A 26,382-nucleotide genomic window follows, 5' to 3' on the forward strand; every position below is an offset into this window, starting at 1 on the left:
CCACGCTGTCGGTCCCGTCCCGTGTCAGCACCGCGTCACCCGGCTTCAGGTCACAGGCATGCGCAAGGCCGTCCGGCGTGACGACCGGGTGGCCGCCCGTCAAGATCACCGAGAGTCCGCTCTTCGTCATCAGTTCGAACACCAGGTCGACCGGATGCGGCGTGGCGCCGGCATTGTGGAGCGCCCGGGTGGTAGCCTCCACACCCAGCGACCCGCCATGCACGGTCCGGACGCGGGCCGTGTTGTCGACCTCTTCGAGCACCCGCTCGGCGCCGTCCGCCATCGTGACCGACGCCTCGGCGGCGATGCAATGCCACCAGAATTTGATGTTCGGGATCTGTATGCAGTTGACCGACGGCTGGTCGGGCCAATCATAGCTGCACACGTTGAACGTGAATGTCGGAGCCACCGGGTTGTTCACCGGAATGTTGAACTGGAAGTAGAAGCCCGACAGCGTATCGCGCGCTGGCCCGTAGGGCGGAAACTGCAATGATTCCATCTGGCTGGCGGCATCGAACGGATAGCTCCACGTCACCACGTTCGTGCTCGTGTCACCGGTGATCTGGGTCAGCAGGCCTTGGCTGCTTTGATGGTCGATCTTGTGCTGGGCGCTGACCGAGTAGAGTTGGGTCGTCACGCTCAGCCCTTGCGTGAACTGGTGGGTGTTCGGATCGACGTAATTGAGCGGCTGCTGGACGTTGACCGTCCCCGTGAACGGCACGAGCAGGATCGGTGTGTTCGACGTGTCCTGATTGTAGAAGTAATCAAGATCAAGGCCGGTCTGCGGACGGCCGAGACCGATCTCGATCTCGGTGTGTCCGCTCACCTTGATAACCGGATCGGTCACATCGGCGGCCACGGCCTGCGCGTTCAGCTCAATCGCCTGTGTGTTCGCGACCATGCCGAACCGAGGCGGCGTGCCCGGCGCGGCTTGCGAGTGGTAGAAGCCGACGCTCGTCATGTTCGCCGGCGCGGCCTTGGCGGTCGCCGAGCGTGTTGCCGCCGGCGCGTAGCCGCCACCGACGCGGTTGGCGTGGCCCATTGCCGCGATATCGCCCGTGTCAGAATCGAGCGCCAGCGCAAGGCTCCCGCTCATCAGTGCACCGCGCTTGTCCACATGCCACGCCCGGCATGTCGCCCGGCCCTGCGCGTCCTGACCCGCATCGACGATCTGGAGTGCCTGCGTGTCGTCGTCCTTGCCGGCGCCCGACTTCGCCGCGGCGTCGAGATCGTCGAACAGGGCGGGATGCGATTGCCTGGTTTTCCCCGTCAGTTTCAGGAAGGACGCAATTGCCGCCGCATCCTCCTTGTCCGCGGGATCAAGCGTTCGCGGCACATTGTCTTTGGTCTTGTCGATGGCAGCNAGCAATCACGGCCCTGTCGGCCCCGGAGACTTCAAACATAAATCAACCCCTCCCGAAATCGATAAACGATCAGGTCAAAAAAATGCCAACACGACGCGATACTTGTTTGCCGACGGCTCAAATTTATTCTGTATTTCCTGTACGCTACATCNTGAATAGACTTTATGACAATCGGATTCTGGAATTCTTCAATCCAGGATCAGGGCTCAAAGCCGGAAGATGACGGTTGCGGCGATGCAGATGGCGCTCATGAACCTGTGGGCGCAGCTGTCGTAGCGGGTTGCGACGGGTCGCCAGCCCTTCAGCCTTCCGAACAAGCGTTCGATGACGTTGTGCTGTTCCCGCGCATGCTGGCGACGTCCGACCTGATGGCGATGCTGCCGGGCGGCGTCATCTGAAAGCGGTTCGCTTCCATCGGCTTCAAGCTTTGCCCGATGCCGTTCGAGTTCGCTCACCGGCGGGTCGAGATGATCTGGAAAGCCAATCGCACCAACGAGCCGAGCCATCGCGGGCTGCGCGGCCGGACTGGTGCGGCCTGTGAGGCGTTGCCGGGGATCGAGGGCTGAGCGCGTCGTGGTAGCTGTCGGTGGACGATGCCGGTGCCCGGATCAACGACCGGAGAACTTACCAGAGCGAAACCAGTCCGCGTTCCGGGCTTGGAAACTCGACGCCGAGCGAATTTGCGGCCCGGCTGAACGAAACCCGAAAGGTCGCATGAGGCCCGGACCAGAAACGGGGTGAGGCTCCCCTCTCGGCAGAGCAAAAAACGGCAGAGTTTTAACGGGGCCGAGACAAGATCATGGATGGCGGAAGGACGAACCGGACAGGCAGTATGGGTGCCATGTCACGGTCGACGCTGCTGCAACGAAACCGGCGGCAGCCGGTCATCCGCATGGCTCCAGTGCATCGACGAAGGCGCGCGCGCGTCTGGCAATGTCGTCCACGGTGTAGCTCGGCTTGAACAGCGCCGATCCCAAACCGAACCCGTCGATACCAACCGATCGGAAGTCGGCCATCGATGTTGGCGTGATGCCGCCGACGGCGGCGAGAATTGCATCCTTCGGCAGGACGGCGCGCATGGCTGCGATGCTGGTCGGCGATACCATCTCGGCGGGAAAGAGCTTCAGCAACGACGCCCCGGCATCGAGCGCGGCGAATGCCTCGGTCGGCGTGCAAACGCCCGGACACCACCAAAGGCCGCGCGCCAAAGCATGCGTGCCAACCGCCGGGTTCATGTTTGGCGCAACGATGATGCACCCTCCCGCATCGGCGACCGCATCAACGTCGGCACATGTCAGCACGGTACCGGCGCCGATGATGGCCCGGCCGCCATGCCGGTCGGAGATCCGCCGGATCGATTCGAGCGGGTCGGGCGAATTCAGCGGAACTTCGATGATCCTGAAACCGGCTTCGACGAGCACGTCCGTGACCGGCACCGCCATCGAGGGCTCGAGGCCGCGCAAGATGGCGATGAGGGGGACGGCGTCAAGTGCCGATCTGAGCGTATTCACAGGAGCAGCCCGGCCGACCGGGCAATCAGGAAGTGGCCCATGGCGACGATGTCGTCGGGCGCGCGCCGGCTGTCGACACCGGCGATGCCCAGCGCGGTTTCGTAGCGGTCCGCAAGGTCGTTTCGCCCGATGATGGTGACCCGACCATCCTTGTTGCCACGGTCGGCGCCGGCGGAAATCTCCGCACCGATCAGCAGGCCGGACAGATAATCCGCCACCATGGTGGGCGCGATCTTGCCCATCAGAGGCAGCGTGCGGACATGGAAAAGGTCGTGCAGCAGGCTCGACCGCTCTTTCAGGCCGGCCGTCACGCCTTGCTTGAAACCCTCGGCGCTGAACGGCCCATCTTCGATCAGTGCTCCCAGGATTGTGTGTCCCCTCAACGCGCTGAAGATTTCGCCCGTCATGTAGGTGGCATAGTCCTCGATCCGCCCGTCAACCACGCGAATCCACTTGCTGTGCGTGCCCGGCATGACAAAGACGCCGTCGGACATGCCGAGCGCCGAGGCACCGATGATCTGGGTCTCCTCACCACGCATGACATCGGGGCCGGATTCATGCTCGGTGGTCACGCCGGTAATGAAGGAAAGCTCGACGCCGCAGGCTGTACGGTGCGGGACGAGCGCGCGGGCCAGGTCGTCGGCACCGAGCGGCACGGTTTCGTATGGCGTTTCGACCCAGCCGTTCCGGCTGGTGATCATTCCGGAAGCCAGAACCGGCAGCCTGGCCTTGGTCATCCATTGTCCGACAAGATTGGCGAACACGGCTTCGAAGTTCCCGTCCGGGACATGCATGATGCCTTCCGGCGAGGATACGCTGTCGAGCACTTCGCCTTCGGCGCCGATCAGAAAGGCGCGGAGCGAGGAGGTTCCCCAGTCGATCCCGATGAGCACGGGCTCAGATACGGCCGAATTCATTCAGCAAGTCCTCGACCGTCTTGCCCTTAGCAACCCATTTGCGGGTCTCTTCTTCGCGGTCGGCCTGCTCCTGGGCGAGCGCGACGACTTCCTCGGCCTTTTCCAGCGGGACCACCGTGACGCCCATCAAATCGGCGACGACGAAATCGCCGGGGTTCACAACGACGCCGCCGCACTGGATCGTGACATTGATCGACAGTTCTTCCTTGCGGCCGGAAAACATGGTGTGAGTGCCGCGCGGCGTGATCGCGCGCGTCCAGATCGGCCAGCCAATGTCTTCCAGCTCGTCCGTGTCGCGACCGGCGCCGTCCACGATCATGCCGCGGATGCCGCGGTTCTGCGCCAAGCCGCCCATCAGGCCGCCACAGACCGATGTGTTCGGATCGCCGCCGGCGTCGATGACGATCACGTCACCCGGCTGGCCCATCTCAAGCGCCTTGAGCGGATCGACAAGGTCTCCCTTTGACAGTTGGACGGTCACGGCCTGACCGGTGACCTTGGCACGGAAGGCGGGCTTGATGCCGCTGTCCATCACGCCGGTGCGGTACTGCACGTCGGCGAAGACCGCGGTAGCGGAATAGCAGGTCAGGACCTTGTCGAACTTCGCCAGAAGGTCGGGCTTGCGCTCGAACTCGTTGAACACCTTAAGCATCATTGTCTCCGTTATTGGGCGTGAGCGACCAATGCCTCGGCATTGACCGGATAGTCGGGCCGTTGTCCCGTCAGAACCTTTGCCACCTGCGTTGCCGCGGTGACGCGGGCGGCCCGGATGGATTCCTCGGAATAGTAGGCAACGTGCGGTGTGATCAGCACGTTGGGCAGCGTGAAGAGGGGATTGTCGGCGGGCGACCATCGCGCGCGCTTGGCGGGCTCTTCCTCTGGATCATCCAGGCCCGCCGCTGCCAGTCTGCCATCGGTGAGCGCGCGAAACAGAGCCTTGTTGTCGACGGTCGGTCCGCGACCCGTATTCACAAGGATGGAGCCCTCTTTCATGGTCGCGAACTCCGGATCGGAAAGGAAATGGCGCGTGTCCGGGGTCATCGGCGCCTGCATCAGCACATAGTCCGACCGCGCAAGCAGTTCGGATTTCGACACCAGTTCGACTCCGTGCTGCGCGGCCACTGCGGCCGGCAAGAATGGATCATAGGCAATGATCTCGACACCAAATGCCCTGGCGCGGGTCGCGATCGCCTGTCCGATCTTGCCAAAGGACACGACGCCCATGGTCCGGCCCCGCAGGCGGTAGACCGGCTGACCGCTTTGCCAGCGCCAGACACCGGCATGCGTCGCACGATCATAGTCGGGCAGCTTGCGTGCCAGTGCCAGCCACAAGGAAATGGCGTGGTCGGCGACTTCCTCGGTGCAATAGTTCTGCACGTTGGTGACGAGAATCCCCCTTTCGGATGCCGCCTCGACATCGACAATGTCAACGCCGACGCCGTAGCGGGCGATGACCTCGCACTTGCGCATCCTGGAAATGGTGTCCCGGCCGATGCGCGCATACTGGTTCATCATCGCGGCGCAGTGCGGAGCCGCATCAAAAAGGTCGTCTTCGTGCTTTGCCTGCAGCGCAATCACCTCCGCGCCCACTGCTTCCAGGATCTCGCGCTCCACACTGACATCACCGTAGTCGTAGTCCGTGATCACGACCTTCGGGCGGTCGGTTCGGGGTCGAAAGGCGTCATGCCTAGACATAGGCGCCCGCCGAATAGGTCAGCTCGTAGGAATGGCTGTAGAGTTCGAAAATGTTGCCGAACGGATCTTCCATGTAGACCATGCGGTAGGGCTTCTCGCCCGGATAGTACTTGCGCACCTGCTGCATGCGCTGCCGGCCGCCAAGCTTCTCGATGAGCTTGACCCGCCCTTCGACATCCTCGTCCTGGATGCAGAAGTGGAACAGGCCGCGCCGCCAATACTCGAAGGGACGCTCTTCCTCGATCGTGTTGGGGAACTCGAACAGTTCGATCCCGACGCCATCGCCCAGCGACAGATGGGCGATGCGGAACGAACCCCAGCCTTCGCCGAACACATCGTCGCACATCTGGCCGATGGCGCTGTCGTCGTGCTGGATCTCGGTCGGGCCCATGATGACGTACATGCCGAAAGCCTTCGAATAGAACTCCACCGCCTTTTCGAGGTCGGGAACGGTGATGCCGATGTGCGAGAATGTGAGCGCGGCCATGGGGGACTCCTTTTTTCGTGTGTCAGAGAATGCTGCGGACGATGCCGCCCTCTATCCGGTGGGCTGCACCGTTCGAGGCTGTGCTGGCGGAAATCGTGACAATCATGCGCGCCACTTCATCCGGCTGGACGAAGCGCTGGATGAGCGATGTCGGCTCGTCCGATTTGAAATAGTTGTCGACGATGGTTTCGAGCGGCTCGCCCTTCTGCGCGGCAAGCCCGTCGAAATAGGCGGCAACCCCTTCGGTCCATGTCGGACCGGGCAGGATCGAGTTGACGCGGACGCCGGTGCCCTTGGTCAATTCCGCCATGCCGCGGGTCAGTCCGAGCATCGCGGTCTTGGTCACGGAGTAATGGACCATCTGCGGCAGCGGCTTGACGCCGGCTTCGCTGGCCATGTTGACGATCGAACCGGTGCCGCGTTTCAGCATGGCGGGCAGGAACACCCGGCTCATGCGCACCGCCGACATGACGTTGATGTCGAAGTACCGCATCCAGTCGTCGTCGGTCAGATCCTCGAACGGCTTGACCGAGAAGATGCCGACATTGTTGACGAGGATGTCGAGCTCACCGAGTTCCTGCGCGAAGGCGCAAAGCGCATCGGCATCATCGCTGTTGGTCAGATCGCCCGACTTGCCGCTCACGTCTCCGCTCGCGGACAGATCCTGCACGCAAGCCGAAACTTCTTCATCGGTCAGCCCGTGCACGATCACCCGGGCGCCCTCCTGCAGATAGGTGGCGGCCGTGGCCTTGCCGATACCCGACCCGGAGCCGGTGACGAGGACGAGCTTTCCTTTCAGACCGAGATCCATGTCAGGCGGCCTTCTTCTCGCTGGCTGTCTGTGCCTTTGGCGTGCGTCTGAAGATGCGCGCCATCAGCGCCGAGATCTCGGCGCGCCACATGTCGATGCCGACTGCGAGCAGGATGATCACGCCAAGAACGATGTTCTGGACCGAGGACGGCGCCGCGTTCAGGTTGAGGCCGTTCTGGACAATGACAATCGTCATGGCGCCCATCAGGGTCGCAAGGATGTTGCCCCGGCCGCCCGCAAGGCTGGCACCGCCCACGACCGCGGCCGCGATGGCCTGCAGTTCCAGCGTCTGGCCGTAGTTGGGCGATCCGGAGTTGAGGCGCGCGGCCATAAGGACGGCGCCCACAGCCGTCATGAAACCCGCAATGACGAAGGTTGTCGCCTGGACCTTCCTGACGTTGATGCCGGTCAGGACGGCTGCGGCGGGGTTGCCGCCGACGGCGTAGATCTCACGCCCGAGCTTGGTGAAATTCATCGTGAAGGCGGCAAGGCCGTAGAAGAAGACGAGGTAGAAAAAGGGCAGCGGAATGCCGATCAGCTTGCCGTAGAAGATCGGCTCAAGCGCGGGGTCGAGCGAGAAGATCGGCGAGCCGTTGTTGAACGTCAGCGCCAGCCCCCGGAAGGCGATAAGCGCGGCGAGCGTGGTGATGAACGACGGTATTCGCCCATAGGCGGTGATCAAACCGAGCAGCAGGCCGAGCGATGCGCCGATGATCAGGATCAGCGGAATCGCCAACGCAAGCGGCAAATCCATGAATTTGAGCATCTGCGCAAGAATCATCGTCAGCAGTGCCACCATCGACCCCGAACTCAGGTCGATGCCCGCCGCAAAGATCACGATGGTCGAGCCGATGGCGATCAATGCCACGATGCTGACCTGCAGGGACAGGTTGGACAGATTGCCCGGGTTCAGGAAGCGATCGGTTGTCAGGGCGACAATCAGGGCCACGATCACCATCGCGGCGAACGGGCCGATCAGTTGCGTATCGAATACCCGCCTCATGCGAGAGCCTCCTCCGGATGACGATGATTATGGTCGATGGGATCGGCGGACGCCCGGACGAGGTCGTCGTGGGACAGTTCCGCCGCATTCACGGTGCGCTTGATCGCGCCGTGCTGGACGATTGCGATGCGATCGCTCATGGCCAAAAGCTCATCGTGATCCGAACTGATCAGAATGATCGACTTGCCGGCGCGTGTGAGCTTGTTGATCAGCTTGTAGACCGCGATCTTCGCGCCGATGTCGATGCCCTGCGTGGGCTCGTCGAGGATCAGCACCTGTGCGTCGGAGAACAGCCAGCGCGCGATAACGATCTTTTGCTGGTTTCCGCCCGACAGGAAGTTGACGGTTTTTTCTTCCGCCTGGGACGAGATCTCCAAATCGCGAATGAGGTCACGGGTCCCCTTTTCCTCGGCTTTCAGATCGAGCACACCGAAACGGGCCAAGCCGCCGAGCGAGGCGGCGGTGATGTTGCCGCTGGCCCGGAAATTGAAGAAGAGCCCGTCGAACTTGCGGTTCTCCGGCACGAGCGCCAGGCCGGCCCGAATGGCATCGGTCTCCGCCCGGAACTTCACCTTGCGACCGTTCAGCCGGACTTCACCGGCGGTCAAATCGTCAGTGCCGAAGAGCGCGCGCGCAATTTCGGTCCGCCCGCTGCCGAGAACGCCGCCAAGGCCCAAGACCTCGCCGCGATGAAGGGTGAACGATACGTCGGTGACGCCTGCGTTCGTCGCTAGCCCGCGGGCTTCGAAAACGACTTCCTGCGTGGCGTTACGCTCTTTCGGGTAGTGCTCTGCGATGTCTTCGCCGACCATCGCGCTGACGATCTCGGAGACATTGATCTTGGTTTCGCCGCTGGCGCGCACGACGCGGCCGTTGCGCAGGATCGTCACCTCATCGACGATCCGCTCCACCTCGTCGAGACGGTGGGAGACATAAAGGATCGCAACGCCACGATCGCGCATCTTGCGCAGAAGTCCGTGCAGGCGCTCGATCTCGTCTTCGCCGAGCGCCGCGGTCGGCTCGTCGAGGATGATCATCCGCGCATCCATCGCGACCGCCTTCGCGATCTCGACAAGCTGCTGCTCGCCGACCGACAAGCTGCCCGTGATCGCCTCGGTCGGAATATCGACTTCCAGTTCGGCCAGAACCGCAGCGGAGTCGGCGTGAACCTTCTTCCAGTCGATGACGCCGAAACGGGATCGCGGCATGTTGCCCAAAAAGATGTTCTCACCGACCGAAAGGGTCGGGACGATCGAGAATTCCTGGAAGACGGTTGCAATGCCAAGTTGGCGCGCGGCTTGGGGATCGGAGATGACAACCGGCTGGCCGTTGAACAGAATCTGGCCGCTGTCGGGCTGCTGCACGCCCGACAACGTCTTGATCAGCGTGGACTTGCCGCAGCCATTCTCGCCCAGAAGGCCGTGAATGGAACCGGCGAGCAGCTTGATGCAGACACGGTCATTGGCCAGGACGCCCGGATAGGCCTTGCTGACGTCGACAAATTCCCAAAGCGGGATCGGTGCGGTCATCGCCTTGTTCTCACCAGAAGGGCCGAAGGGCGGCGTTTCGCCCCCCGGCGGCATGCGCACACGCCACCGGGGAACAGGGAGGTTCTCAGTACTCTTTGGACGGCTGCGGGAAGAGCTTCTCGGGCTCCTGCAGGACCGCCAGTGCACCTTCACTGTCCTCGATCGTCGTCGGCGTTTCGATCCAGCCGCCGGGATAAGTCCCTTCAAGGGCGTCGAGCGTGGCATGCATCGCCGCCTTGCCCATCAGGAAGGGAGAGGTGTTCACCGTCGCCGTCACGTTGCCGGCAGCGATCTCCTCGAGACCGGACGTATCGCCGTCATTGCCGAGCAGCACGATGTCCGACCGGCCGAGTGCCTTGGCCGCGTATGACGCGCCAATGATCATGTAGTCGTTGGCCGCGAAGATCATGTCGAGATCGGGATGCGCCTGCAGGATGTCCATGCCGGCGGTGTTGCCGCCCTCGACGTTCCACTTGCCATCGATCGAGACGACGACCTCGAAGTTCTCATTGCCTTCAATGCCGTCGAGGAAGCCACCGACGCGCTCGGTCGAGTGGTAGCCCGGCTGCCCCTCGATGATGCCGACCTTCAGCGGCTCGCTGCCATAGTTCTCGATCGCCCAGTCGGCGATCTTGTGCGTGCCATTGCGCTGCGAGTAGCCCACAACGCCATGGATCGGGGTCGGAAAGTTCGGGATGTCGGAGTTGATCATCACGACGGCCATGCCTTTGTCGACCGCCTGCTTGAGAAGCGGTGCGGCGGCAAACTCGTCGTGCGTGCCGAAGATGATCGCGTCTACGTCCTGAGTAAGAACGTCCTGGATCATGCCCATCTGGCCGTTGATGTCCGCGCCGCTCTGCGGAGCCAGCATGAACACCTCTGCGCCTTCCTCTTCCGCGACGGCCTTGATGCCTTCGCCGATGGCGATGTAGTAGTTGAACTCCGTCGCCGGCGGCATGTAGGCGATCCGGAACGGCTCGTTCTTTGGAGCAATCGCGTCGATCGGCGCCTGGGCGCCCTCGGCCAGCGGTACGGGCGCCGGGTAGTCTTGGGCGAGCGCGACCGTTGCGAGAGCGGCAAGGCTCACGGCAAGGGTCGCCTTTGTTGCGGATTTCAGCATGTCAGTCTCCTCCTGAGGTGGGTTGGCTTATCCGTTGAAGGGAGCGTCAATCACTCCACGTACGCCGGGTTTGACGGCAAAAAGCCCGCCGGATTCCGGTTCTTTTCTGAGAGCTTCCTCGCCGCTCATGAGTCGCGACGTGGTTATGAAGAGCGTATCGAGGTCCGGACCGCCGAAAGCGCAGCAGGTCGGCTTCCAGACGGGCACGTCGATCACGCGGTCGATGCTGCCGTCGGGCGCCACGCGGACGACGCGGCGGCCTTCCCATTCCGCGTTCCAGACGCCGCCCTCGGCATCGACGCACGAGCCGTCCGGCAAGCCGGGCTCGGCGGCAAACGAACAATGGAGCCGCCGATTGGAGACCGTGCCTGTCGCCTGGTCATAGTCGAACGCAACGATCTCACGGTCGGGCGTGTCGGCGAAGTACATCACCGACCCGTCCGGCGAGAAGCACGTCGAATTGGCGCACGACACACCGTCGAACAGTGTGCGCACCTTAAGGTCGGTATCGATCGAAAGAACCGAGGAATTGGCCGCGCCGGACCCTTCATTCATACCACCGACGATCAGCCGTCCGACCCGGTCGGTCCGACCGTCGTTCAGGCGCGTTTCGGGATTGCCACGTTCGAAATGCGTGATCAGCGTTTCCTCGCCTGTCGCCAGATCGACGAGCGACACCCGATCGGCAAACGCCACGATCAGCCCGCCCCGGGCGCGCGGCGCAAAACAGCACACGCGTTCGGCCATTTCATGCCGTGCGGTGTCGCCGGAAGAGGGCTCATAGGACCAAAGCGCGCGACCTTCGATGTCCGTCCACCAAACCATGCCGTCTGACGGGCTCCAGAAGACCCCCTCCCCGTGCTGGTTCCTGCAGTCGACGACCAATTGCGCTTGCATGGACGACCTTCCTCCCAGAGATCGTACTGATATCTAATATACCAGCTTGTATTATCTGGTGTATCAGATATTTTGCAGACCGCAACACTTTTTTTGAGAGACCGCCGATGGCCCTCGCGAGACCCAAGTCCCTGCGCGAACTCGCCCTTGAGTATCTTCGCAACCGAATCATCGACGGCACGCTGAAGATGGGGCAGACCTTGTCGGAGCGCGGCATCTCCGAAGAGCTAAGCGTTTCCAAGTCTCCCGTGCGGGAAGCGTTGGCGCAACTCCGTGATGAAGGACTGGTCAGCATCGAGCCGCAAAAGGGGGCCCGCGTCTTCACCCTGAGCGAAGCGGAAGTGACCCAGATTTGCGATTTCCGCCAGGCGATCGAGACGGCCGCCTTCGAACTTGCGCTCGCCCGCGATCCCGACGGGCTGGCCGGGGAAATGACCAAGGTCGTCGACGCGATGGAAGATGAGCGTGCCAAGGGCAATGAGAAAGCCTATCTCAAACTCGATACCACCTTTCACCAGATCATCTTCGAGCACGCGGGCAACGACTATCTGACCGCGAGCTACACGCGGTATGTCGGCAAGATCGCGGCCTTGCGTACCCATCTCGCCAAACTGCCGCAGCACACCGAGTTGTCGTTCCAGGAGCACCGCAAGATCGCGGCCGCGGTCCGAACCGGCAATATGGATGTGATCCGGAAGCTCCTTGCCGAGCACATCGACCGAACCCGTCAGGCCTACAAGAGCGCCACGATCGTCCTCGAAGGCACGGCCGTCGCCTGACCGCTCCCTGCTGGCTGAATTGAACGGGCGTTGCCATTGTGAGGCGCCTGCAACCCTTCTGGCGGAACCACGGACGGAATCCCTGACTCCGCGATGCCTCCTGACTGATTGACATCTGAGATATCAGATGTCATATTTCAGTTGGGAGGAAGCATCTTGTCGTCAAGTGTCGGGCAGGCCGCGCAGGCGGTCCAACCTCTGATCCGCTTGGATTCGGTTCGCAAGAGCTTCGGTTCAAACACCGTGCTCGACGGCATCGATTTCGCGTTGCGCCCCGGTGAGATTCACGCACTTTGCGGCGAAAACGGCGCCGGCAAATCCACATGTCTCGGTCTTTTCTACGGTCTGCATCAGCCCAATGCGGGCAAGATCTACCGGGATGGCGAGGAGATGCGGATCGAGAGCCCATCGCACGCCCAGGCGCTCGGGATCGGATGCGTCTTCCAGGAACTCAGTCTTGCCGGCGCGCTGTCAGTTGCCGAGAACATCTATGCAGGGCGCGCGCCTTCGCGGATGGGCATCGTCGACTGGCGAGAGCTCCGCCGGCGCGCTGAAACCCTGTTGTCCGAATTCGGCCTCGACATCGACGTGTCGCGGCCCGTCGACAGCCTCCCCATCAGTTCGCGCCAGATCATCGAGATCGCCAAGGCGCTTTCGCTGAATTCCCGAATTCTGCTGCTCGACGAGCCGACGTCGGCGCTCGCGCCGGACGAAGTGGACGCGCTGTTCCACGTCCTGCGCGGTCTCACCCAAAAGGGGATCGGCATCGTCTACGTCAGCCATCACATGTCGGAGATCTTCCGCATTGCCGATCGGGTGACCGTGCTGCGCGACGGTCGCCGGATCAGCACCCGGCCCGCCTCCGAAACCTCGCAGGAGCAGGTCGTCGCGGAAATGATCGGCAGCGCTCATCCCGGCGATGTCCAACGCTCCGGAACCGCGTCGCACCGCGAGGTGCTGCGGCTGGAGGCGCTTTCCCAATCCGGCCATTTCGAGGACATCTCGTTTTCGGTGAAGGCCGGCGAGATCGTCGGGCTTGCCGGCCTGATGGGTGCCCGGCGCAGCGAGATCGTCCGTTCGATCGTCGGGCTCATGCACGGCGCGACGGGGCAGGTGCTGCTCAAGGGGCAGCCTGTCCGGTTTCCTTCTCTCCGCGACGCGATGGACGCCGGCGTCGGCTTCGTGCCCGAGGAACGCAAGACCGAGGGCCTGTTTCTCGATCAATCGCTGAGCGACAATCTTGTCGCGGCCAGCCTTTCCGACCATGCCTCATTCGGGATCATGCGCCCCGAATCCATTCGCCAGGCCAGCCGCTCAGCCATCGACGCGTTCAGCGTCAAGACGCGCGGCGTCGGCGAACGCATCGGCGCGCTTTCCGGCGGCAACCAGCAAAAGGTGATGCTGGCCAAGTGGCTCAAGCGCGCACCCGACCTGCTTGTCGTCGAGGAGCCGACCAAGGGCGTCGACGTTGGGGCAAAGTTCCAGATCCATACCGAACTGATGCGCTGCGCTGCCAACGGCATGGCGATCATCATCGTCTCGTCGGATTTTCCCGAGCTCGTCTCGCTGTCCAACCGGATCCTGGTGATCCACGAGGGCCGGCTCATGGGTGATGTCGCCGCTCATGATGCCACCGAAGACGCGCTCCTTCAGATGGCCGCCGGTCAACGCGCATCCATTGCGACGCCCGATCCCGTACACACAGGAGCCGCCTCGTGACCATCACTCTTCAGGCCGATGAACCTGAGCGCAAGCCGCTCTTCCGCCGGGTCCTGCAGGCGTTCATCGACGTCCGCGAACTGACGCTCATCGTCCTGATCGCCGCGATCATCATCGTCATGGCGAATGTGAGCCCGTACTTCTTGAGTTTCTCGAACTTCCGGGCCGTTGCCGTGGGCATGGCTCCCACGGCGGTCATCGTAATCGGCATGGCGATCCTTCTGNCTGGCCGGCCTGCCGATTCCGGTCGCCGTGATCTGCGGCCTTCTTCTCGGCGCCGTCGTGGGAGTGGTCAACGGCCTGCTTGTGACCGGGCTTGGAATCAACCCGCTGATCGCGACGCTCGGTACCATGTCGATCGCGCGCGGCATCGCGCTGGTCCTGACGGAGGGCTTTTCCGTCTCGAGCCTGCCCGCAGCCTTCGGCTGGATCGGCAAGGCCGATCTTGGCGGCTTTCCCGTCATCGTCATCGTGACGATCCTGCTCGTGGTCGTTTTCGACCTCGCCGTCCGGCACACGCGCTTCTTCCGCCAGGTCTATTTCATCGGCGCCAACGAGAAAGCCGCAATGCTCTCGGGCATCAACGTCAACCGCGTGCGGATCATCGCCTATGCGCTGACCGGCGTCCTGGCGGCGTTTGCCGGTGTGCTGCTCGCCTCGCGCCTGATGAGCGGCACGCCCACGGCCGGCAACGGCCTGGAGCTTCAGGTGCTGGCCGCGGCCGTCATCGGCGGCGCGTCGCTCCGCGGCGGGGAAGGAACGATCCTCGGGGCGTTCCTTGGCGTCGTGTTCGTCGCACTGATCAACAACACCATGACCATGCTGGCCGTGTCGATCTACTGGCAGATGATCGTCATCGGCACCGTCCTCGTCTGCGCCGTTGCGCTCGACATGCTGATCCGAAGCAAGCGGGCCTGATGCCCGCTTCAATTCCGGCAACCGCAATCCACGACCACTGATCCAACAGGGAGACCACGATGACTGATCTGAAATTAAACCGCCGCAACCTGCTCACTGCCGGCGCGGCCGCCGGGCTGGCATCTGCCTTCGGCCTGCCAATGCTGTCGAAGCAGGCGTTCGCCCAGGGCGCCGGGATGGAATACGTTTTCCTGTCTGTCGTGACGCAGGTGCCTTTCTGGGTCGACCACCGCGCCGCGCTCGAGGATGCAGCCGATGCCCTGGGTGTGAAGACCAGTTTTACCGGCCCGCTTGATTTCGACACCGCCGCGCAGGCGCGCCAGCTCGACGAGTTGATTGCGCGCCGGCCTGCCGGCCTGCTGATCTTTCCGGGCGATGCGGCGGCGATGGCGCCCGGTATCGACCGGGCGGTCGAAGCGGGCATTCCCGTCGCCTGCTGCACCGGTGACGTGCCACAGAGCAAGCGATCCGTCTTTCTGGGGATCAACGGGTTCAACGCCGGCAAGATCGGCGGAGAAATGCTCGCCCAGGCGATAGGCGGCGAAGGCAAGGTGATCCTCGGTACGTTCCCGGCCCCGTCCGTGCTGGAGCGTGTGGAAGGCTACAAGGCCATCTTCGCCGAAAAATACCCCGGCATCGAGGTCGTCGACGTTGTCAATGACAAGGCCGATCCGTCCTATGCGCCGACGGCCTACCTTCAGGCCATCCAGGCCAATCCCGACATTGTCGGCATTGGCGGCACCGACGGCGACAGCGGCAAGGGTGCCGCGATCGCGGTAAATGAAGCCGGCCGGGCCGGGGACATCAAGATCGTCGCCATGGACCGCAACGACGACATGCTGCCCTATATCGAGGACGGCACGATTCACGGAGCCGTGGCTCAGAAATCCTACATCGAGGCCTTCCTTGCGGTGCACATGCTGCATTGGCAGAACACGGACGGCATCAAGGTCGTTCCGGACTGGAAGGCCGCCGGGATCAACCCGCTCCCGGAGAGCGTCGACACCGGCGTGATGCCGATCACGGCGGACAACGTCGCCCAGTTCAAACACGCCTGACGACAAGAACCGGCGCAACCATCGTTGCGCCGGTTCTGATACGTTCCTTTCATGTCCGGGATCTGGACCGTCCTGTCGCTCGAAAAAGGCGACCTCGAACTCAAGCTTCTGCCGGGCATCGGCGGACGGCTCTGGGACATTGTCTTTCGTGGCCGATCGCTTCTGTTTCAGAACCCGGACCTCATTGGCCGTGCCGTCGATCTGAACGCGCTCGGAGAGCTGCCGACGCGCTCACCGCAGTTCGGCTTTCCGCTTTGGGGCGGCGAGAAAACCTGGATCGCACCGGATTCGGCCTGGATCGGCGGCGCGCCCTTCCCGATGCTCGATTCCGGACCCTATGGCGTTGAATCACAGACATGCGACCGGATCGCGATGGCCAGTGAGACCTGCCCGCTGACATCGCTTTCCGTCCAGCGGCGCATCACGCTTGCGTCGGAAACCGAATGGTCGATCGAGCATCAGATCACGAACAAGGGCGCAGCGGCCCGCCATGTGGGCATCTGGTCCGTGATGATGATCGACCATCGCGCATCGATCGGTGTGGCGACCTCCGCGCCAACGATCGAGCCCGTCTTCGGGAACGCCGGAACGCTTGTCCAGCCGGCCGACGCGGGCATTGTGTGCACGTGTGCGGAGCGGCAGGAGTTCAAGGTCGGCCTGCCGAACCCCGATGGTCGCACGCTGATCCGGTTCGGCGACGGCGACACCTGGCTTCTGTGTGCGACCGACCCTCAGGAAGAGGCCGATGCCTGGGCCCACGGCCATCCGTTCGAAGTCTTCAATTCGGGCGACTATGCCTACTGCGAAGCGGAATGGCACTCCCCGGCCAAGACGCTCGAACGTGGAGAGGCGATGTCGTTCCGCCAGACCTTCCGGATCTGGTCAGGCGATCAGGTGCCCGGTGACATCGGCCTTGGGCCGTCTGATCAGGAGTTGATCACATGCATGTTCTGATTACGGGCGCTGGCGGCCACCTCGGCCGCAAGCTCTTCGACGCGCTCGAGGCCAAGCCCGGCTACGCCGTCAGCGGCATCGACATTCGCCCCACGGACCATCCGCGGATCCACACCGCCGACCTGTCGTCCGAGCCGGTCTGGGCGGACCTGTTCGAGGGTGTGGACGTTATCGTGCACCTTGCCGGCGACCGCGAGCCGGGCGCCACCTGGCCGTCGGCGATCAAGAACAACATGGATGCAACGCTCACGCTCTATCACCACGCCGCGGCCAGGGGCGTGAAGCGGGTCGTCCTTGCCAGCTCGAACTGGCTTCACGGCGACAAGCGCTTCACCGGCGATCGGCTGGATTCAACAACGCCGCCCGGTCCGATCAACGCCTACGGCATGTCGAAGCTCTTCTGCGAACGGACCGGCGCTTATTTTGCCGAGCACCACGGTCTGTCGGTCATCTGCCTGAGGATCGGCTGGACCCAGTGGACCCACGACAACCGTCCGGGCCCACACATGGCGATGGGGCGATGGGGCCAGGAGATGTGGCTCAGCGACCGGGATTTCCTGAGCGGAATGCAGGCCGCGATCGAAGCGGCCGATGTCGACTTCGCGGTGCTGAACCTGATGTCGGACAATCCCGGCATGCGCTGGGACATCAGCGAAACGCGCCGGGTGATCGGGTATGAGCCCGAAGATGGAAGCCCAGCAAAGATCACGATGGCAATCCGCCTGACGTCAGCGCTGAAGAAGCTGGTAACCGTGACGCTGCCCAACGCGATCGATAAGCGGCACCCTGACTGGTAGCCGCGGGGATGAAGCCGCGCATGGCGCGGCGTCGAAGAACGGCGCCCCCGGAATCCGAGGCGGCAAATGGCCCAAACGGCAATTTCCGCCAATGAGATCAAAAGCGCGTGCGCACGCCCATCAGGGCCGCGATCCGCGCGTCGATGCAAGGGCCGGCTGCGTATCAGCGGCTTCCGCTATCGAGCCAAATCCTCTCTTGCGAAACGCAGTCGGCCCATACATTGCCGCCGGTTGCGGGCATGAGCTTATGAACAATCTTACGGTGGCTTCCGGCCGGCAGCATCCGCTGCCGGCATCTCGGCGCCGGAGAATTTTCCGCTCTCAAGGATCAGCCACGCTCGGCCAGCATTTCGACAAGATCTATGTCCGCCCGTTCGGTCAGCGAGACATAGACAAAGGTGATCGTCTCGCGTGCACTGACCATTGCCGAGGGGTAGGGCAGGTGCACCAGTTCGCGGGACGCGAACGCCGGCGACGCGGTCCCCATCTGCCATCTTGTTTCGATAGAGACATCGACAAGATGCATCCGCAAGCCATCGGCTCCCGTCCGGCTTGTCGGGATACCGGCAAGCTCCAGAAATGCAGGCTTGTCGTCAGACTTGCGAAACCCGTCAATGAACGATGCGGCCAGCGACTGCAGCCGATCGTCACGCTCCTTGTCCGGATCGACGTGCACGTGGCTGCGCATGTGGTCATGGGCGTGATTGTGCCCGACACCGTGGCCATGATCGTGGTCGCCAGACATCATGTGAGCTCCCAACCTTGTCCGCCTTCAACATCGGGGCCAGGCGGAACACTCACGGGCTTGTCGATGATGCCCTTGTGGGAACCAAGCTTGCCGTGGCTGACAAGCGTTCCAAGAACATCGACGATCACACGTGTTGCCAGCAGCGCTGTGATGTCGGACGTGTCGTAAGGCGGAGAAACCTCTACGACTTCGAGGCCGCAAATGCCTTCCTTGGCAACCAGCGAGACCAGCTCCAGCGCCTCGCGCGGAAGAAAGCCGCCGGGCTCCGGCCAGCCGGTACCCGGTACAAAGCCGCAGTCGACGCTATCGATGTCGAATGAAACGTAGACTGCGTCAGCATCCTTCCATGCAAGCTCAAGCGCTCGGGCAGCCGTCTCGGCAAGACCCAGTTCCTCCACGTCGCGCATGGTGAAGATGTTGGTGTTGCGCTTGCGCGCCTCCATCACGCCTTCGCGGGGCACCTGCCAGCCGCCAATCCCGATCTGGACAAGGTTCACCGCCGGAACATTGGCGAGATCAGTCGCGTGGAACCATGGGGTGGTGTGCATCCGCTCATCCAGATCCTTTTCCTGGATGTCGATGTGGCGGTCGAAATGGACGATACCGATGCGTTTGGACGTGCATTGCGCGATGCCGCGCACGCATGGAAAACCAATCGAGTGATCGCCGCCGATCATGATCGGAAGCGCACCCGATGACGCCACATGGCTGACCGCGCGGGTGATCTGGTCAAAGGTCTTTTCGATGTTGGCGGGAATCGTAAAGACATCGCCGACATCGCACAGAGTCATTTGTTCGCGCAAATCGATGCCCATCTCATAATTATAGGGCGTGTAAAGGGCGGAAATCTTGCGCACGCCCTGCGGTCCAAAGCGGGTGCCGGGGCGATAGGTCGTGCCGCCATCAAACGGAATGCCGATGATTGCCGCGTCGTAAGCACCGACCTTGGTCGCGTCTTCGATGTATGGCGCCTTGAGGAACGTGTTGATGCCCGCGTAATGGGGCAACTCGCCGCGCGCAAAGGTCGGGATCGACTTGTCTTCCAGGCTGTCGGATCCTGTCAGCCCCATGCGCAACGCCCACGCGCGCTCTTGCTGCCAGGCGGCCGAGGGCAACTCGCCTTCTTTTTCCGCCGCTTTCCAGCCACGCATTTGCAGCTTGTCGAAGTCGGGGTGATGAAAGCGCTGCGGAGCCGGGCAGCCGATACCGCCGGCTTTTTGCCCTGACCGTGAGGGCCCAAATTCAGTTGATGTGCGCATGGTTGGCTCCGATGTGATTATTCGGCGGTTGTTGGATCAGTTCGTTGGCTTCAGGCACATCTGCGCGTGAGGCGGAATCGATCGGAAGATCGTAGGTGATCGTCGCGCCGTAGCGTTCCGGTGCATGGGGATCGTGCCGTGTCTTGTCGAAAACCAACAAACGCGTGCCCAGCTTGAACGCTTCATGAATGTCGTGTGTCACCATGAAAACCGTCATGCCGCGCTCCTTCCAGAGTTCGAGCAGAAGCTCGTGCATGTCCAGACGAATTCCCGGATCCAGCGCGCCGAACGGCTCGTCGAGCAAGAGCACATCGGGCTTCTTCAGAAGCGCCTGGGCTATGGCAAGGCGCTGTTGCATCCCGCCGGAGAGTTGCGCGGGGTATCGTTTTCGCGCCGCAGCCAGTCCGATCTTGTCCAGCGTCTCGGTCACCCGTTCGCGGGCCTTGCGTCGCGCGGCGCCGAAGCTGCGCGCGGTCAAAGCACTGCATTCGAATTCCTCGGCGAGGATCAAATTGTCTTCCACCGTCAGATGCGGGAAAACCGAGTATTTCTGGAAGACGATCCCGCGTTGCGGTGTCGGCTCGCGCGGCAACGGTTCGCCGTCGATCAAAATGTCGCCGCCACTGGGATGCTCCTGAGACAGCAACATGCGCAGAAAAGTGGATTTGCCGCAGCCTGACGCACCAACAATCGTGCAGAAGCTGCCTCGTGCTATATCGATGCTGACGCGCTCCAGAACGATCGTGTCGCCATAGGACTTGGTCACGTTGCGCACGCTGATTTTGGTATTGCCGACGTTCCGGGTCACAGGCTTCCCCCCCTGCAAGTGCGCCCAGCGGAAGGCACGCATCGACAGCAGCAGCAACAGCCTGTCGATCACATAAGCCAGCAGGGTGATCCAGATGACGTAAGGCAGGATGACATCCATCGCGAGAAACCGGCGCACGAGAAAAATCCGGTATCCGAGCCCCGATGTGGACGCGATGGCTTCGGCCGAAATCAGGAAGATCCAGCCAGGCACAAGACCCAGACGCAAGGCCGTGATCAGCCTTGGCAGAACCTGCGGAAGCACAAGCCTGGTCATCATTTGCCAGGTGTTGGCGCCAAGCGTCTGTGCCTTGATGACCAGTTCGCCGGGAATTTCCATCACGGCCTGCGCCGTCGCCCTTGTCATCACCGGGGCGGTGCCAAGCGCGACCAGCATCACCTTGGACGCTTCTCCCAAGCCGACCACAATGAAAAGGATAGGCAGAACGGTGATCGGGGGGATCAGTGAAATCGCCGAAATGTAGGGCGCGAGTGCTGCCCGTATGTGCGGAACGAACCCGATGAGAATGCCTGTGATCAACGCGAATGCAGTTGCAACAGCCATACCAAATCCAAGCCGCCACAGGCTGTCGAATGTATCGACCCAGAGAACGAGATCTCCGGTTCTGCGGTCTGGAACTGCGGCCAGGCGCCAGAACGTTGCTGCCATCTGCTCGATCGACGGCAGCAACTTGTCGGCGGGATTTTCCAGCCGTCGGAAATGGCTGGCCACGGCATAGATCACAATGGTTGCCGCGAACGGTGTCGCAGCCAATGCCAGCCCCAGAACCCGGCCGGGTGTACGGTTGATCAAACGCATGGACGGTTCAGATCGAGGCGATCAGAGTTCGCCGTTCGCCGCCATTTCCATGTAGCTGGTGTCGAACCGCAGTTTCACGTTGCCTTCGTCACCGAAAACGGAGCCGTCGGGGAACTCGACGCCGACAAACTCAGGCGATGGCGCGCCTTCGCCGAGAATGCCCTTGTCGAACAGAAACTCGGCAACGAACTGCATGGTCTGCGGCAGCTCCGGCGATTGCGTGAACTCCACCGCCGCGGCCGGCTCGTAGAACATTTTCGTCGTTGCAAGCTGTGCGTTGTATCCCGCCAGATCGGTTCCCGAGGCATCGGCCATGGCCGTCAGCGCTGCCTCATCGCCAGCCGCCATCAGGCCCATCACTTCATACCATGCGCCGGTCAGGGCCTTGCCAAAATCCGGATTGGCCGCCAGCGTTTCGGTATTGACCATCATGATATCGATGATCTCGCCGGGGATGTTGGAGGAGTCAAACACCTTGGTCGAACCCGGTGTCGCTTCGATTTCCGAAAGCAGCGGATTCCATGTCACCACAGCCGTGACGTCGTCTGTCGCGTAGGCGGCAATCATGTCCGCATCGGATGTGTTGACAACGGTTAGGTCGCGCTCGGAGAGTCCGGCACCATCGAGCGCGCGCGCCAGCAAATAGTGCGAAACGGACAGTTCCACCAAGTTGACATTCTGGCCGGCCAAGGCTTCGACGCTGTCACCCTCCTTGAGGACAATGCCGTCGTTGCCGTTCGAGAAATCACCGACGATAAGCGCCGTGGTGTCGACGCCACCGCCGGCCGGAATGGAAAGCGCATCCATGTTTGTCATGGAGCAGCCGTCGTACTGGCCCGCCGTGTACTGGTTGATCGACTCGACATAATCGTTGATCTGTACGATCTCGACATCGATTCCGTACTTGTCGGCCCATTTGTCCATGATGCCGGATTCTTCAAGATAGCCCCAGGGCATCCAGCCGACATAGATCGACCAGCAAACGCTGAACTCGGTTTTCTCCATGGCATTGGCCGGTTGACCGACTGCCAGTGCCAACATGGCCGCCGACGCCCACGCCGCCGCTTTGAGTGTCTTGATCATCATGGTCTCGCCTCTCCGCTCGTTCGGCTTGGCCACATGGTGTGGCCACCGGTTGAAAGAGGTTCGAGCACGCAGACCGGGAGGAGGCTCGCGTGCGCAAACCTGTGCAGATATCTCCCGGGATTTTGCCCCGCCGTGTTTCCGACCTTCACCGGCCGGATGGTACCTCTCGGACCTGCACCCTTCAAAAAAAGAGGATCGGAACCCTAGGCACCCGCTGCACACAGGAACAAAAAGCAAGCCGCGTGCCAAACGCATATCGGGGCAGCATTGGGCGCAAATGGCGCTCAGGCGTCGACCGGTTGGCCTGTTTTGTGTGCAGCGCGCTTCAAATTGATGCACCGATTGATGCAAGCGTTCGCGGCCCGATCGAAACCGAAAGACGATTGGCTTGCTGAGGGTGCCGCGCTTGCGCAATCGGATGACCGTCGAGAACCGATTTGGCCACGGGCCGCAAAATGCCTGTTGAGAACACAACCGGCCGAGCAAGTGCGCTCTTCCAATCGGCCAATCGACGAAAAGCTTTCGATGGACCTGCTCGATGCGCAGTGAGCGGCGAGGCGAAACACGCTTTGGCCCGCACCTTACGGATCAGTCCACATCCACCTGTTCTGCTCCCAGATCTTTTCACCGATGCGGCAGTCCTGTTCGCCGCCGGGCAGATCCAGAATGCTGCCGCTCGTGGGTATGATGCGGGCTGGTGATGAGGGTCCGCCTGCCAATTCGAGAACGATCTTGCGTCGCACGGCTTCCGGAAATTCGTCCCATGACAGGACCGGTATCAGGAACGCACCGGGGCCGCCAATGACGCAATCCCGGTAGTAAAGGTCCAGCCGCTCAATGTCGAACTGGCTGTAGATGCCGTCGCGCGTCATCAGTGGCAGGCCGTTGATGACAATGCCGGATGAAAGCGCTTCATCGCGGGCCCGGACGACATATGGCCCCTGATTGTTTGGCCCGTCGCCGGAAATGTCGATGATCCGCCGGCTGCCGGAATAGGCGTTGGTGTCGATTGCGCTGACCGCAAAATTGATCCCGCCGGAAATGGACGTGCGGCTCATGGACAATGAGGCGTGGGCAAGCAGTTGCTCGGCAAACGCCTGTGCGTCTGCGCGCTCCTCGATCAGCGTCCAGTCCACCAGGATCCTCTGATTGTACTGGCCCGCCCACTCGACGTACTGGATCGCCACGCGGCCGAGCAGGCCGTCGCTTATTGCGTCAATCACCTCATCGCTGACCAGGGCTTGCGCATAGCCGCGACGCTGGATGTCGAGTTCTGCCGGAGACATGGAGCGCGAGACATCGACGGCGAGCACGAGTTCGGCATCGACCTGAATTGTCTCTGCGCGCAAAGCAGCCGTCAGCAGCAGCCAAATGGACATCGTTAGGATCAGGCTTTGGAGGCTTAAGCGCATGTGTCAGTGCATCTCTTTTGCCAAATTCCGTCAACTCACGAATTTCCGGCCGCAGAAGCCTGACCCGCCCGAACCAGCTCTGGCAAACCGATTTCACCGAACTCAAGGTGGTCGGCCGGGGCTGGCTCTACCTCTCCACCATCCTCGACGACCACAGCCGGCACATCATCGCCTGGCGGTCTTTTAAGGCGATGCGCGCCGGAGACATGACCGCGATCCCGGAGGATGCCCCGGCTGCCTCCGGATATGACAGCGCCGTCGTCGCCGACCGCCCGCGGCTGCTCACGGAGAACGGATCGTCCTATATCCCGGGAGACCTCGCCGTCTGGCTCGAAACCGAGGGCATCGACCACGTCCGCGGCGCGCCAAGCATCCGCAGAGCCAAGGCAAGGTCGAGCGCTGGCGCCTGACGCCGAAGCACCGGATCGTGCTCGAGAACCACTCCTTGCCCGGGGCGCTCGAGGAAACGAGCGCCGCTTTCGTCGGGCACTACAACCATCGGCGCTACCAGGAGCGCCTCGGCAGCCTCACCCCCACAGGCGTCTACTTCGGCAGGGCGGAATCCATCCTCGGGCAACGCAAGGAGATCAAGGCAAAGACGATCGGGACACGCCGCTTGCTGCATGGTCAGACGGCGGCATAGACCGAACCGCCAACGAGCCAGAGCCTCCGCTCCCGCTCAGCCCGTCGTGTCCCCAATCATCCGGCGACGGACACGCATAAAGGCAGCGCGGAGCACCGCCCGAGACCTTGGATCATGCGGTGGGGATCGGTGATCCGGGCGGACCGCGTGGCGGACACGCTTGCGAGGACCACCGGTGAGGTTGGGGCCGACACGCTTGTCATCGGAAAACCAAGTGCGCAGCACGTCCCCTTCAATCAGAAACATGCGGTTGGCCTTGGACCATTCGGATTCGCCGTCCTTCAGTTCTGGCGACAGTCGACCCGCAATCGAGGGCTCTCCTCCATGAATCGGACATCGGCGCAATGCGCCGCGGCTCGCCAAAACGAGCAAATTCGGCAGGCTTGTATACCCCGATACAGCGCGCTCGGCGTCGACCTTCAATGATCGGCAACATCGCGTGGCGGCTCTTGCCGTACGGTCGATCCAAGGAGGAAACGTCAACATGAAACAGACAGCTCTGGCGACGGTAACTGCCGTCGCGCTTTCCATCTCGTCGTTCGCTTCGGATGCCCGCTCGGAAGAGATCATGCGGATATCGAGTTGGTTGCCGCCGAGCCATGTGAACACCGAGATCTTTCCCACCTGGATCGAATGGATCGAAGAGGCCACCGACGGCCGCGTCACGGGAACGATCGAATATGACCTGGCCTCGCCGCCCAACCAGATCGACATCGTCACCGATGGCGCGGCGGACGCAGCCTGGATCTTCCATGGCTACAATCCCGGTCGCTTTGTCACGACGAAGCTCATCGAGCTTCCCGGCCTGTCCGGCGACGCCGAGGCGAGTTCCGTTGCCCACCAGCGCGCCTACGAAGCACATCTGAGCGCCGCCGGCGAACATGACGGGGTCGTGGTCGCGGCGATGATGACGCATGGGCCGGGCCAACTCTACATGCGAACGGTCCATGACGGTCTGGAGGCGCTCAGCGGTGCCAAGATACGCATCGGGGGCGGCGTTTCGGCCGACGTCGCGGAAGGCCTTGGCATGGTGGGTGTCCAGGTGCCCGCGCCACAAGTCTATGAAACGCTCGCCGGCGGTGTCGCAGACGGCGTGATGATGCCGATCGACACCAACAAGGCCCTGCGGCTGTACGAGGTGGCACCGCAAACCTACATCATGCCCGGCGGCTTCTATCGCGGCTCCTTCGCGCTGATCCTGAGCGAGGCCTTTCTCGCGCGCCTGAGCGAGGAGGACCGTGAGGCGGTCCTGTCCACCACGGGTGAGCGGCTCGCGGCGATGGCCGGCGCGGCTTGGGCCAGAGCCGATGTCGCCGGTCTCGAACTGGTGGAGGAGGTGACCGCTATGCACACCTTCTCCGAAGCGGACCAGAACGCCTTCGCCGAAATCGCCGCCGAGATTCGCCGGCAGACGGTCGATGCGGCCGCCGGCCGCGGCGTCAACGCCGCCGCCGCGCTCGAACTGATCGAAGAAACGATGCGGACCTACCGCCAGTGAGCGACCGCGCCAACGGCGGCGTCCGGTCGAACGGGAACCGGACCGCTTTGCGCTGGGTCGCGCGGTTGCCGCTCTACGCGGGCGCCCTGATGCTTCTGGTGATCCTCGGTCTGACGGTGGTCGATGTTTTCGGCCGCTACATCCTGGATGCGCCGGTGAACGGCAAGACGGAACTGACCCGGCTGATGATGGGGACGATGATCGCGCTGGCGCTGCCTGTTGTGTCGGCACGCGACCAGCACATCACGGTCGATCTGTTCGACGGCCTGTTCGGTCCGCATCAGGCGCGCCTGCGGGATGCGGCAATCAACGCCGTTTGCGGCGTGTCGACCCTGATCCTCGCCTGGTGGGTCATGTTCCGGGCCGAACGGCTGATGAAATGGGGCTATGTCAGCGATTTCCTTCACCTGCCGCTCTATCCGGTGGCGTACTTCATTGCGCTCATGGTCGCGGTCACCGGCTGCGTTCTGCTCGTCAAGGCGGTGCTCGGCCCCGTCGCCAAGCCGCACGCCCGCGGTGGCGATCCGATGCCGCCCCGGGTCTAGCTCGA

Annotated in this window: 24 protein-coding genes, 2 pseudogenes and 1 riboswitch; of the genes and pseudogenes, 9 read left to right on the forward strand and 17 right to left on the reverse strand. The window is 62.5% G+C overall.

The features are described 5' to 3' along the window. Positions 1-1,570: 1,570 nt before the first annotated feature. From DEM25_RS18295 to DEM25_RS07890, 11 genes are all read right to left on the reverse strand, one after another. A complete protein-coding gene (locus DEM25_RS18295) occupies positions 1,571-1,870 on the reverse strand; it encodes a transposase (RefSeq protein ID WP_109765508.1) in 300 nt (99 codons plus the stop codon). Between the two features lie 378 nt (positions 1,871-2,248). After that, positions 2,249-2,875 (reverse strand): 2-dehydro-3-deoxy-6-phosphogalactonate aldolase, encoded by a 627-nt coding sequence (locus tag DEM25_RS07845; RefSeq protein ID WP_109765506.1) that lies wholly within the window; start codon positions 2,873-2,875, stop codon positions 2,249-2,251. Then, positions 2,872-3,792 (reverse strand): 2-dehydro-3-deoxygalactonokinase, encoded by a 921-nt coding sequence (locus DEM25_RS07850; protein ID WP_109765505.1) that lies wholly within the window; start codon positions 3,790-3,792, stop codon positions 2,872-2,874. The genes DEM25_RS07845 and DEM25_RS07850 overlap by 4 nt, the downstream gene beginning before the upstream one ends. Next, positions 3,773-4,444, reverse strand: coding sequence for an RraA family protein (locus tag DEM25_RS07855; RefSeq protein WP_245412794.1), 672 nt, complete (start codon positions 4,442-4,444; stop codon positions 3,773-3,775). The genes DEM25_RS07850 and DEM25_RS07855 overlap by 20 nt, the downstream gene beginning before the upstream one ends. A gap of 11 nt (positions 4,445-4,455) precedes the next feature. Next, entirely contained in the window at positions 4,456-5,439 is a 984-nt protein-coding gene (locus DEM25_RS07860) for a C-terminal binding protein (protein ID WP_245412795.1), read from the reverse strand. 40 nt (positions 5,440-5,479) lie between these two features. Further along, positions 5,480-5,974 (reverse strand): lactoylglutathione lyase family protein, encoded by a 495-nt coding sequence (locus tag DEM25_RS07865; RefSeq protein WP_109765499.1) that lies wholly within the window; start codon positions 5,972-5,974, stop codon positions 5,480-5,482. Between the two features lie 22 nt (positions 5,975-5,996). Then, the gene (locus tag DEM25_RS07870) at positions 5,997-6,785 is read right to left on the reverse strand and encodes an SDR family NAD(P)-dependent oxidoreductase (RefSeq protein ID WP_109765497.1); all 789 of its coding nucleotides are present in this window, start codon (positions 6,783-6,785) and stop codon (positions 5,997-5,999) included. Position 6,786: 1 nt separating this feature from the next. Next, positions 6,787-7,788, reverse strand: coding sequence for an ABC transporter permease (locus tag DEM25_RS07875; RefSeq protein WP_109765495.1), 1,002 nt, complete (start codon positions 7,786-7,788; stop codon positions 6,787-6,789). Then, on the reverse strand, positions 7,785-9,317 hold the full coding sequence (locus tag DEM25_RS07880; protein ID WP_109765776.1) for a sugar ABC transporter ATP-binding protein: 1,533 nt from the start codon (positions 9,315-9,317) through the stop codon (positions 7,785-7,787). The genes DEM25_RS07875 and DEM25_RS07880 overlap by 4 nt, the downstream gene beginning before the upstream one ends. Positions 9,318-9,402: 85 nt before the next feature. Further along, positions 9,403-10,437, reverse strand: coding sequence for a sugar ABC transporter substrate-binding protein (locus DEM25_RS07885; protein ID WP_109765493.1), 1,035 nt, complete (start codon positions 10,435-10,437; stop codon positions 9,403-9,405). A 27-nt stretch (positions 10,438-10,464) separates the two neighbouring features. Further along, positions 10,465-11,334 (reverse strand): SMP-30/gluconolactonase/LRE family protein, encoded by an 870-nt coding sequence (locus DEM25_RS07890; protein WP_109765491.1) that lies wholly within the window; start codon positions 11,332-11,334, stop codon positions 10,465-10,467. 107 nt (positions 11,335-11,441) lie between these two features. On the opposite strand from DEM25_RS07890, the gene DEM25_RS07895 reads away from it, so the two are divergent. The 6 genes from DEM25_RS07895 (at position 11,442) to DEM25_RS07920 (ending at position 17,559) form a co-directional block, all read left to right on the forward strand. Then, positions 11,442-12,113: a GntR family transcriptional regulator gene (locus DEM25_RS07895; protein WP_109765489.1), complete on the forward strand. Its 672-nt coding sequence runs from the start codon at positions 11,442-11,444 to the stop codon at positions 12,111-12,113. A gap of 156 nt (positions 12,114-12,269) precedes the next feature. Next, positions 12,270-13,832 carry a sugar ABC transporter ATP-binding protein gene (locus tag DEM25_RS07900; RefSeq protein ID WP_109765487.1) on the forward strand — a complete coding sequence of 521 codons (1,563 nt, stop codon included), beginning with the start codon at positions 12,270-12,272 and terminating at the stop codon, positions 13,830-13,832. A gap of 282 nt (positions 13,833-14,114) precedes the next feature. Beyond that, positions 14,115-14,750 (forward strand): ABC transporter permease, encoded by a 636-nt coding sequence (locus DEM25_RS07905; protein ID WP_245412796.1) that lies wholly within the window; start codon positions 14,115-14,117, stop codon positions 14,748-14,750. Positions 14,751-14,809: 59 nt separating this feature from the next. Next, positions 14,810-15,808, forward strand: a complete 999-nt coding sequence (locus DEM25_RS07910; RefSeq protein WP_109765484.1) for a substrate-binding domain-containing protein — start codon at positions 14,810-14,812, stop codon at positions 15,806-15,808. Positions 15,809-15,859: 51 nt separating this feature from the next. After that, on the forward strand, positions 15,860-16,762 hold the full coding sequence (locus tag DEM25_RS07915; RefSeq protein ID WP_109765482.1) for a hypothetical protein: 903 nt from the start codon (positions 15,860-15,862) through the stop codon (positions 16,760-16,762). Further along, positions 16,750-17,559 carry an NAD-dependent epimerase/dehydratase family protein gene (locus DEM25_RS07920; RefSeq protein WP_109765480.1) on the forward strand — a complete coding sequence of 270 codons (810 nt, stop codon included), beginning with the start codon at positions 16,750-16,752 and terminating at the stop codon, positions 17,557-17,559. Before DEM25_RS07915 ends, DEM25_RS07920 begins: the two co-directional genes overlap by 13 nt. Before the next feature lie 328 nt (positions 17,560-17,887). Here the strand turns inward: DEM25_RS07920 and DEM25_RS07925 are convergent, their stop codons facing one another. The 6 genes and pseudogenes from DEM25_RS07925 to DEM25_RS07945 all read right to left on the reverse strand — a co-directional run bounded on the left by DEM25_RS07925 (position 17,888) and on the right by DEM25_RS07945 (position 23,691). Further along, positions 17,888-18,304 (reverse strand): hypothetical protein, encoded by a 417-nt coding sequence (locus DEM25_RS07925; protein WP_245412797.1) that lies wholly within the window; start codon positions 18,302-18,304, stop codon positions 17,888-17,890. Then, a complete protein-coding gene (locus DEM25_RS07930) occupies positions 18,304-19,566 on the reverse strand; it encodes an agmatinase family protein (protein WP_109765478.1) in 1,263 nt (420 codons plus the stop codon). Before DEM25_RS07930 ends, DEM25_RS07925 begins: the two co-directional genes overlap by 1 nt. After that, entirely contained in the window at positions 19,550-20,332 is a 783-nt protein-coding gene (locus tag DEM25_RS18490; protein ID WP_245412833.1) for an ABC transporter ATP-binding protein, read from the reverse strand. Before DEM25_RS18490 ends, DEM25_RS07930 begins: the two co-directional genes overlap by 17 nt. Before the next feature lie 51 nt (positions 20,333-20,383). After that, positions 20,384-21,193, reverse strand: a pseudogene (locus DEM25_RS18495) (ABC transporter permease); the annotation flags it as partial. A 21-nt stretch (positions 21,194-21,214) separates the two neighbouring features. Continuing rightward, positions 21,215-22,276, reverse strand: coding sequence for a putative urea ABC transporter substrate-binding protein (locus DEM25_RS07940; protein ID WP_109765774.1), 1,062 nt, complete (start codon positions 22,274-22,276; stop codon positions 21,215-21,217). A gap of 112 nt (positions 22,277-22,388) precedes the next feature. Beyond that, positions 22,389-22,497: riboswitch (guanidine-I (ykkC/yxkD leader) on the reverse strand. A 363-nt stretch (positions 22,498-22,860) separates the two neighbouring features. Next, a complete protein-coding gene (locus DEM25_RS07945) occupies positions 22,861-23,691 on the reverse strand; it encodes a DUF1194 domain-containing protein (RefSeq protein ID WP_109765472.1) in 831 nt (276 codons plus the stop codon). 62 nt (positions 23,692-23,753) lie between these two features. Between DEM25_RS07945 and DEM25_RS18140 the strand changes: the two are divergent. The 3 genes and pseudogenes from DEM25_RS18140 to DEM25_RS07965 form a co-directional block, all read left to right on the forward strand. After that, positions 23,754-24,334, forward strand: a pseudogene (locus DEM25_RS18140) (transposase); the annotation flags it as partial. A gap of 484 nt (positions 24,335-24,818) precedes the next feature. Further along, positions 24,819-25,832 carry a TRAP transporter substrate-binding protein gene (locus DEM25_RS07960; protein WP_109765466.1) on the forward strand — a complete coding sequence of 338 codons (1,014 nt, stop codon included), beginning with the start codon at positions 24,819-24,821 and terminating at the stop codon, positions 25,830-25,832. Beyond that, a complete protein-coding gene (locus tag DEM25_RS07965) occupies positions 25,829-26,377 on the forward strand; it encodes a TRAP transporter small permease (protein WP_109765464.1) in 549 nt (182 codons plus the stop codon). Before DEM25_RS07960 ends, DEM25_RS07965 begins: the two co-directional genes overlap by 4 nt. Positions 26,378-26,382: the final 5 nt, after the last annotated feature.

Origin of the sequence: Oceaniradius stylonematis (assembly GCF_003149475.2) — a bacterium.
In the GTDB taxonomy this organism is placed as follows: Bacteria; Pseudomonadota; Alphaproteobacteria; order Rhizobiales; family Rhizobiaceae; genus Roseitalea; species Roseitalea stylonematis.

Excerpts from the sequence above, each read along its gene's own strand:
- DEM25_RS07870 (WP_109765497.1), bottom strand. The coding sequence starts at position 6,785 with ATGGATCTCGGTCTGAAAGGAAAGCTCGTCCTCGTCACCGGCTCCGGG.
- DEM25_RS07920 (WP_109765480.1), top strand. The coding sequence starts at position 16,750 with ATGCATGTTCTGATTACGGGCGCTGGCGGCCACCTCGGCCGCAAGCTC.
- DEM25_RS07915 (WP_109765482.1), top strand. The coding sequence starts at position 15,860 with ATGTCCGGGATCTGGACCGTCCTGTCGCTCGAAAAAGGCGACCTCGAA.
- DEM25_RS07865 (WP_109765499.1), bottom strand. The coding sequence starts at position 5,974 with ATGGCCGCGCTCACATTCTCGCACATCGGCATCACCGTTCCCGACCTC.
- DEM25_RS18295 (WP_109765508.1), bottom strand. The coding sequence starts at position 1,870 with ATGGCTCGGCTCGTTGGTGCGATTGGCTTTCCAGATCATCTCGACCCG.
- DEM25_RS07925 (WP_245412797.1), bottom strand. The coding sequence starts at position 18,304 with ATGTCTGGCGACCACGATCATGGCCACGGTGTCGGGCACAATCACGCC.
- DEM25_RS07910 (WP_109765484.1), top strand. The coding sequence starts at position 14,810 with ATGACTGATCTGAAATTAAACCGCCGCAACCTGCTCACTGCCGGCGCG.
- DEM25_RS07930 (WP_109765478.1), bottom strand. The coding sequence starts at position 19,566 with ATGCGCACATCAACTGAATTTGGGCCCTCACGGTCAGGGCAAAAAGCC.
- DEM25_RS07960 (WP_109765466.1), top strand. The coding sequence starts at position 24,819 with ATGAAACAGACAGCTCTGGCGACGGTAACTGCCGTCGCGCTTTCCATC.
- DEM25_RS07885 (WP_109765493.1), bottom strand. The coding sequence starts at position 10,437 with ATGCTGAAATCCGCAACAAAGGCGACCCTTGCCGTGAGCCTTGCCGCT.
- DEM25_RS07850 (WP_109765505.1), bottom strand. The coding sequence starts at position 3,792 with ATGAATTCGGCCGTATCTGAGCCCGTGCTCATCGGGATCGACTGGGGA.
- DEM25_RS07880 (WP_109765776.1), bottom strand. The coding sequence starts at position 9,317 with ATGACCGCACCGATCCCGCTTTGGGAATTTGTCGACGTCAGCAAGGCC.
- DEM25_RS07890 (WP_109765491.1), bottom strand. The coding sequence starts at position 11,334 with ATGCAAGCGCAATTGGTCGTCGACTGCAGGAACCAGCACGGGGAGGGG.
- DEM25_RS07875 (WP_109765495.1), bottom strand. The coding sequence starts at position 7,788 with ATGAGGCGGGTATTCGATACGCAACTGATCGGCCCGTTCGCCGCGATG.
- DEM25_RS07895 (WP_109765489.1), top strand. The coding sequence starts at position 11,442 with ATGGCCCTCGCGAGACCCAAGTCCCTGCGCGAACTCGCCCTTGAGTAT.
- DEM25_RS07940 (WP_109765774.1), bottom strand. The coding sequence starts at position 22,276 with ATGATCAAGACACTCAAAGCGGCGGCGTGGGCGTCGGCGGCCATGTTG.
- DEM25_RS07855 (WP_245412794.1), bottom strand. The coding sequence starts at position 4,444 with ATGCTTAAGGTGTTCAACGAGTTCGAGCGCAAGCCCGACCTTCTGGCG.
- DEM25_RS07945 (WP_109765472.1), bottom strand. The coding sequence starts at position 23,691 with ATGCGCTTAAGCCTCCAAAGCCTGATCCTAACGATGTCCATTTGGCTG.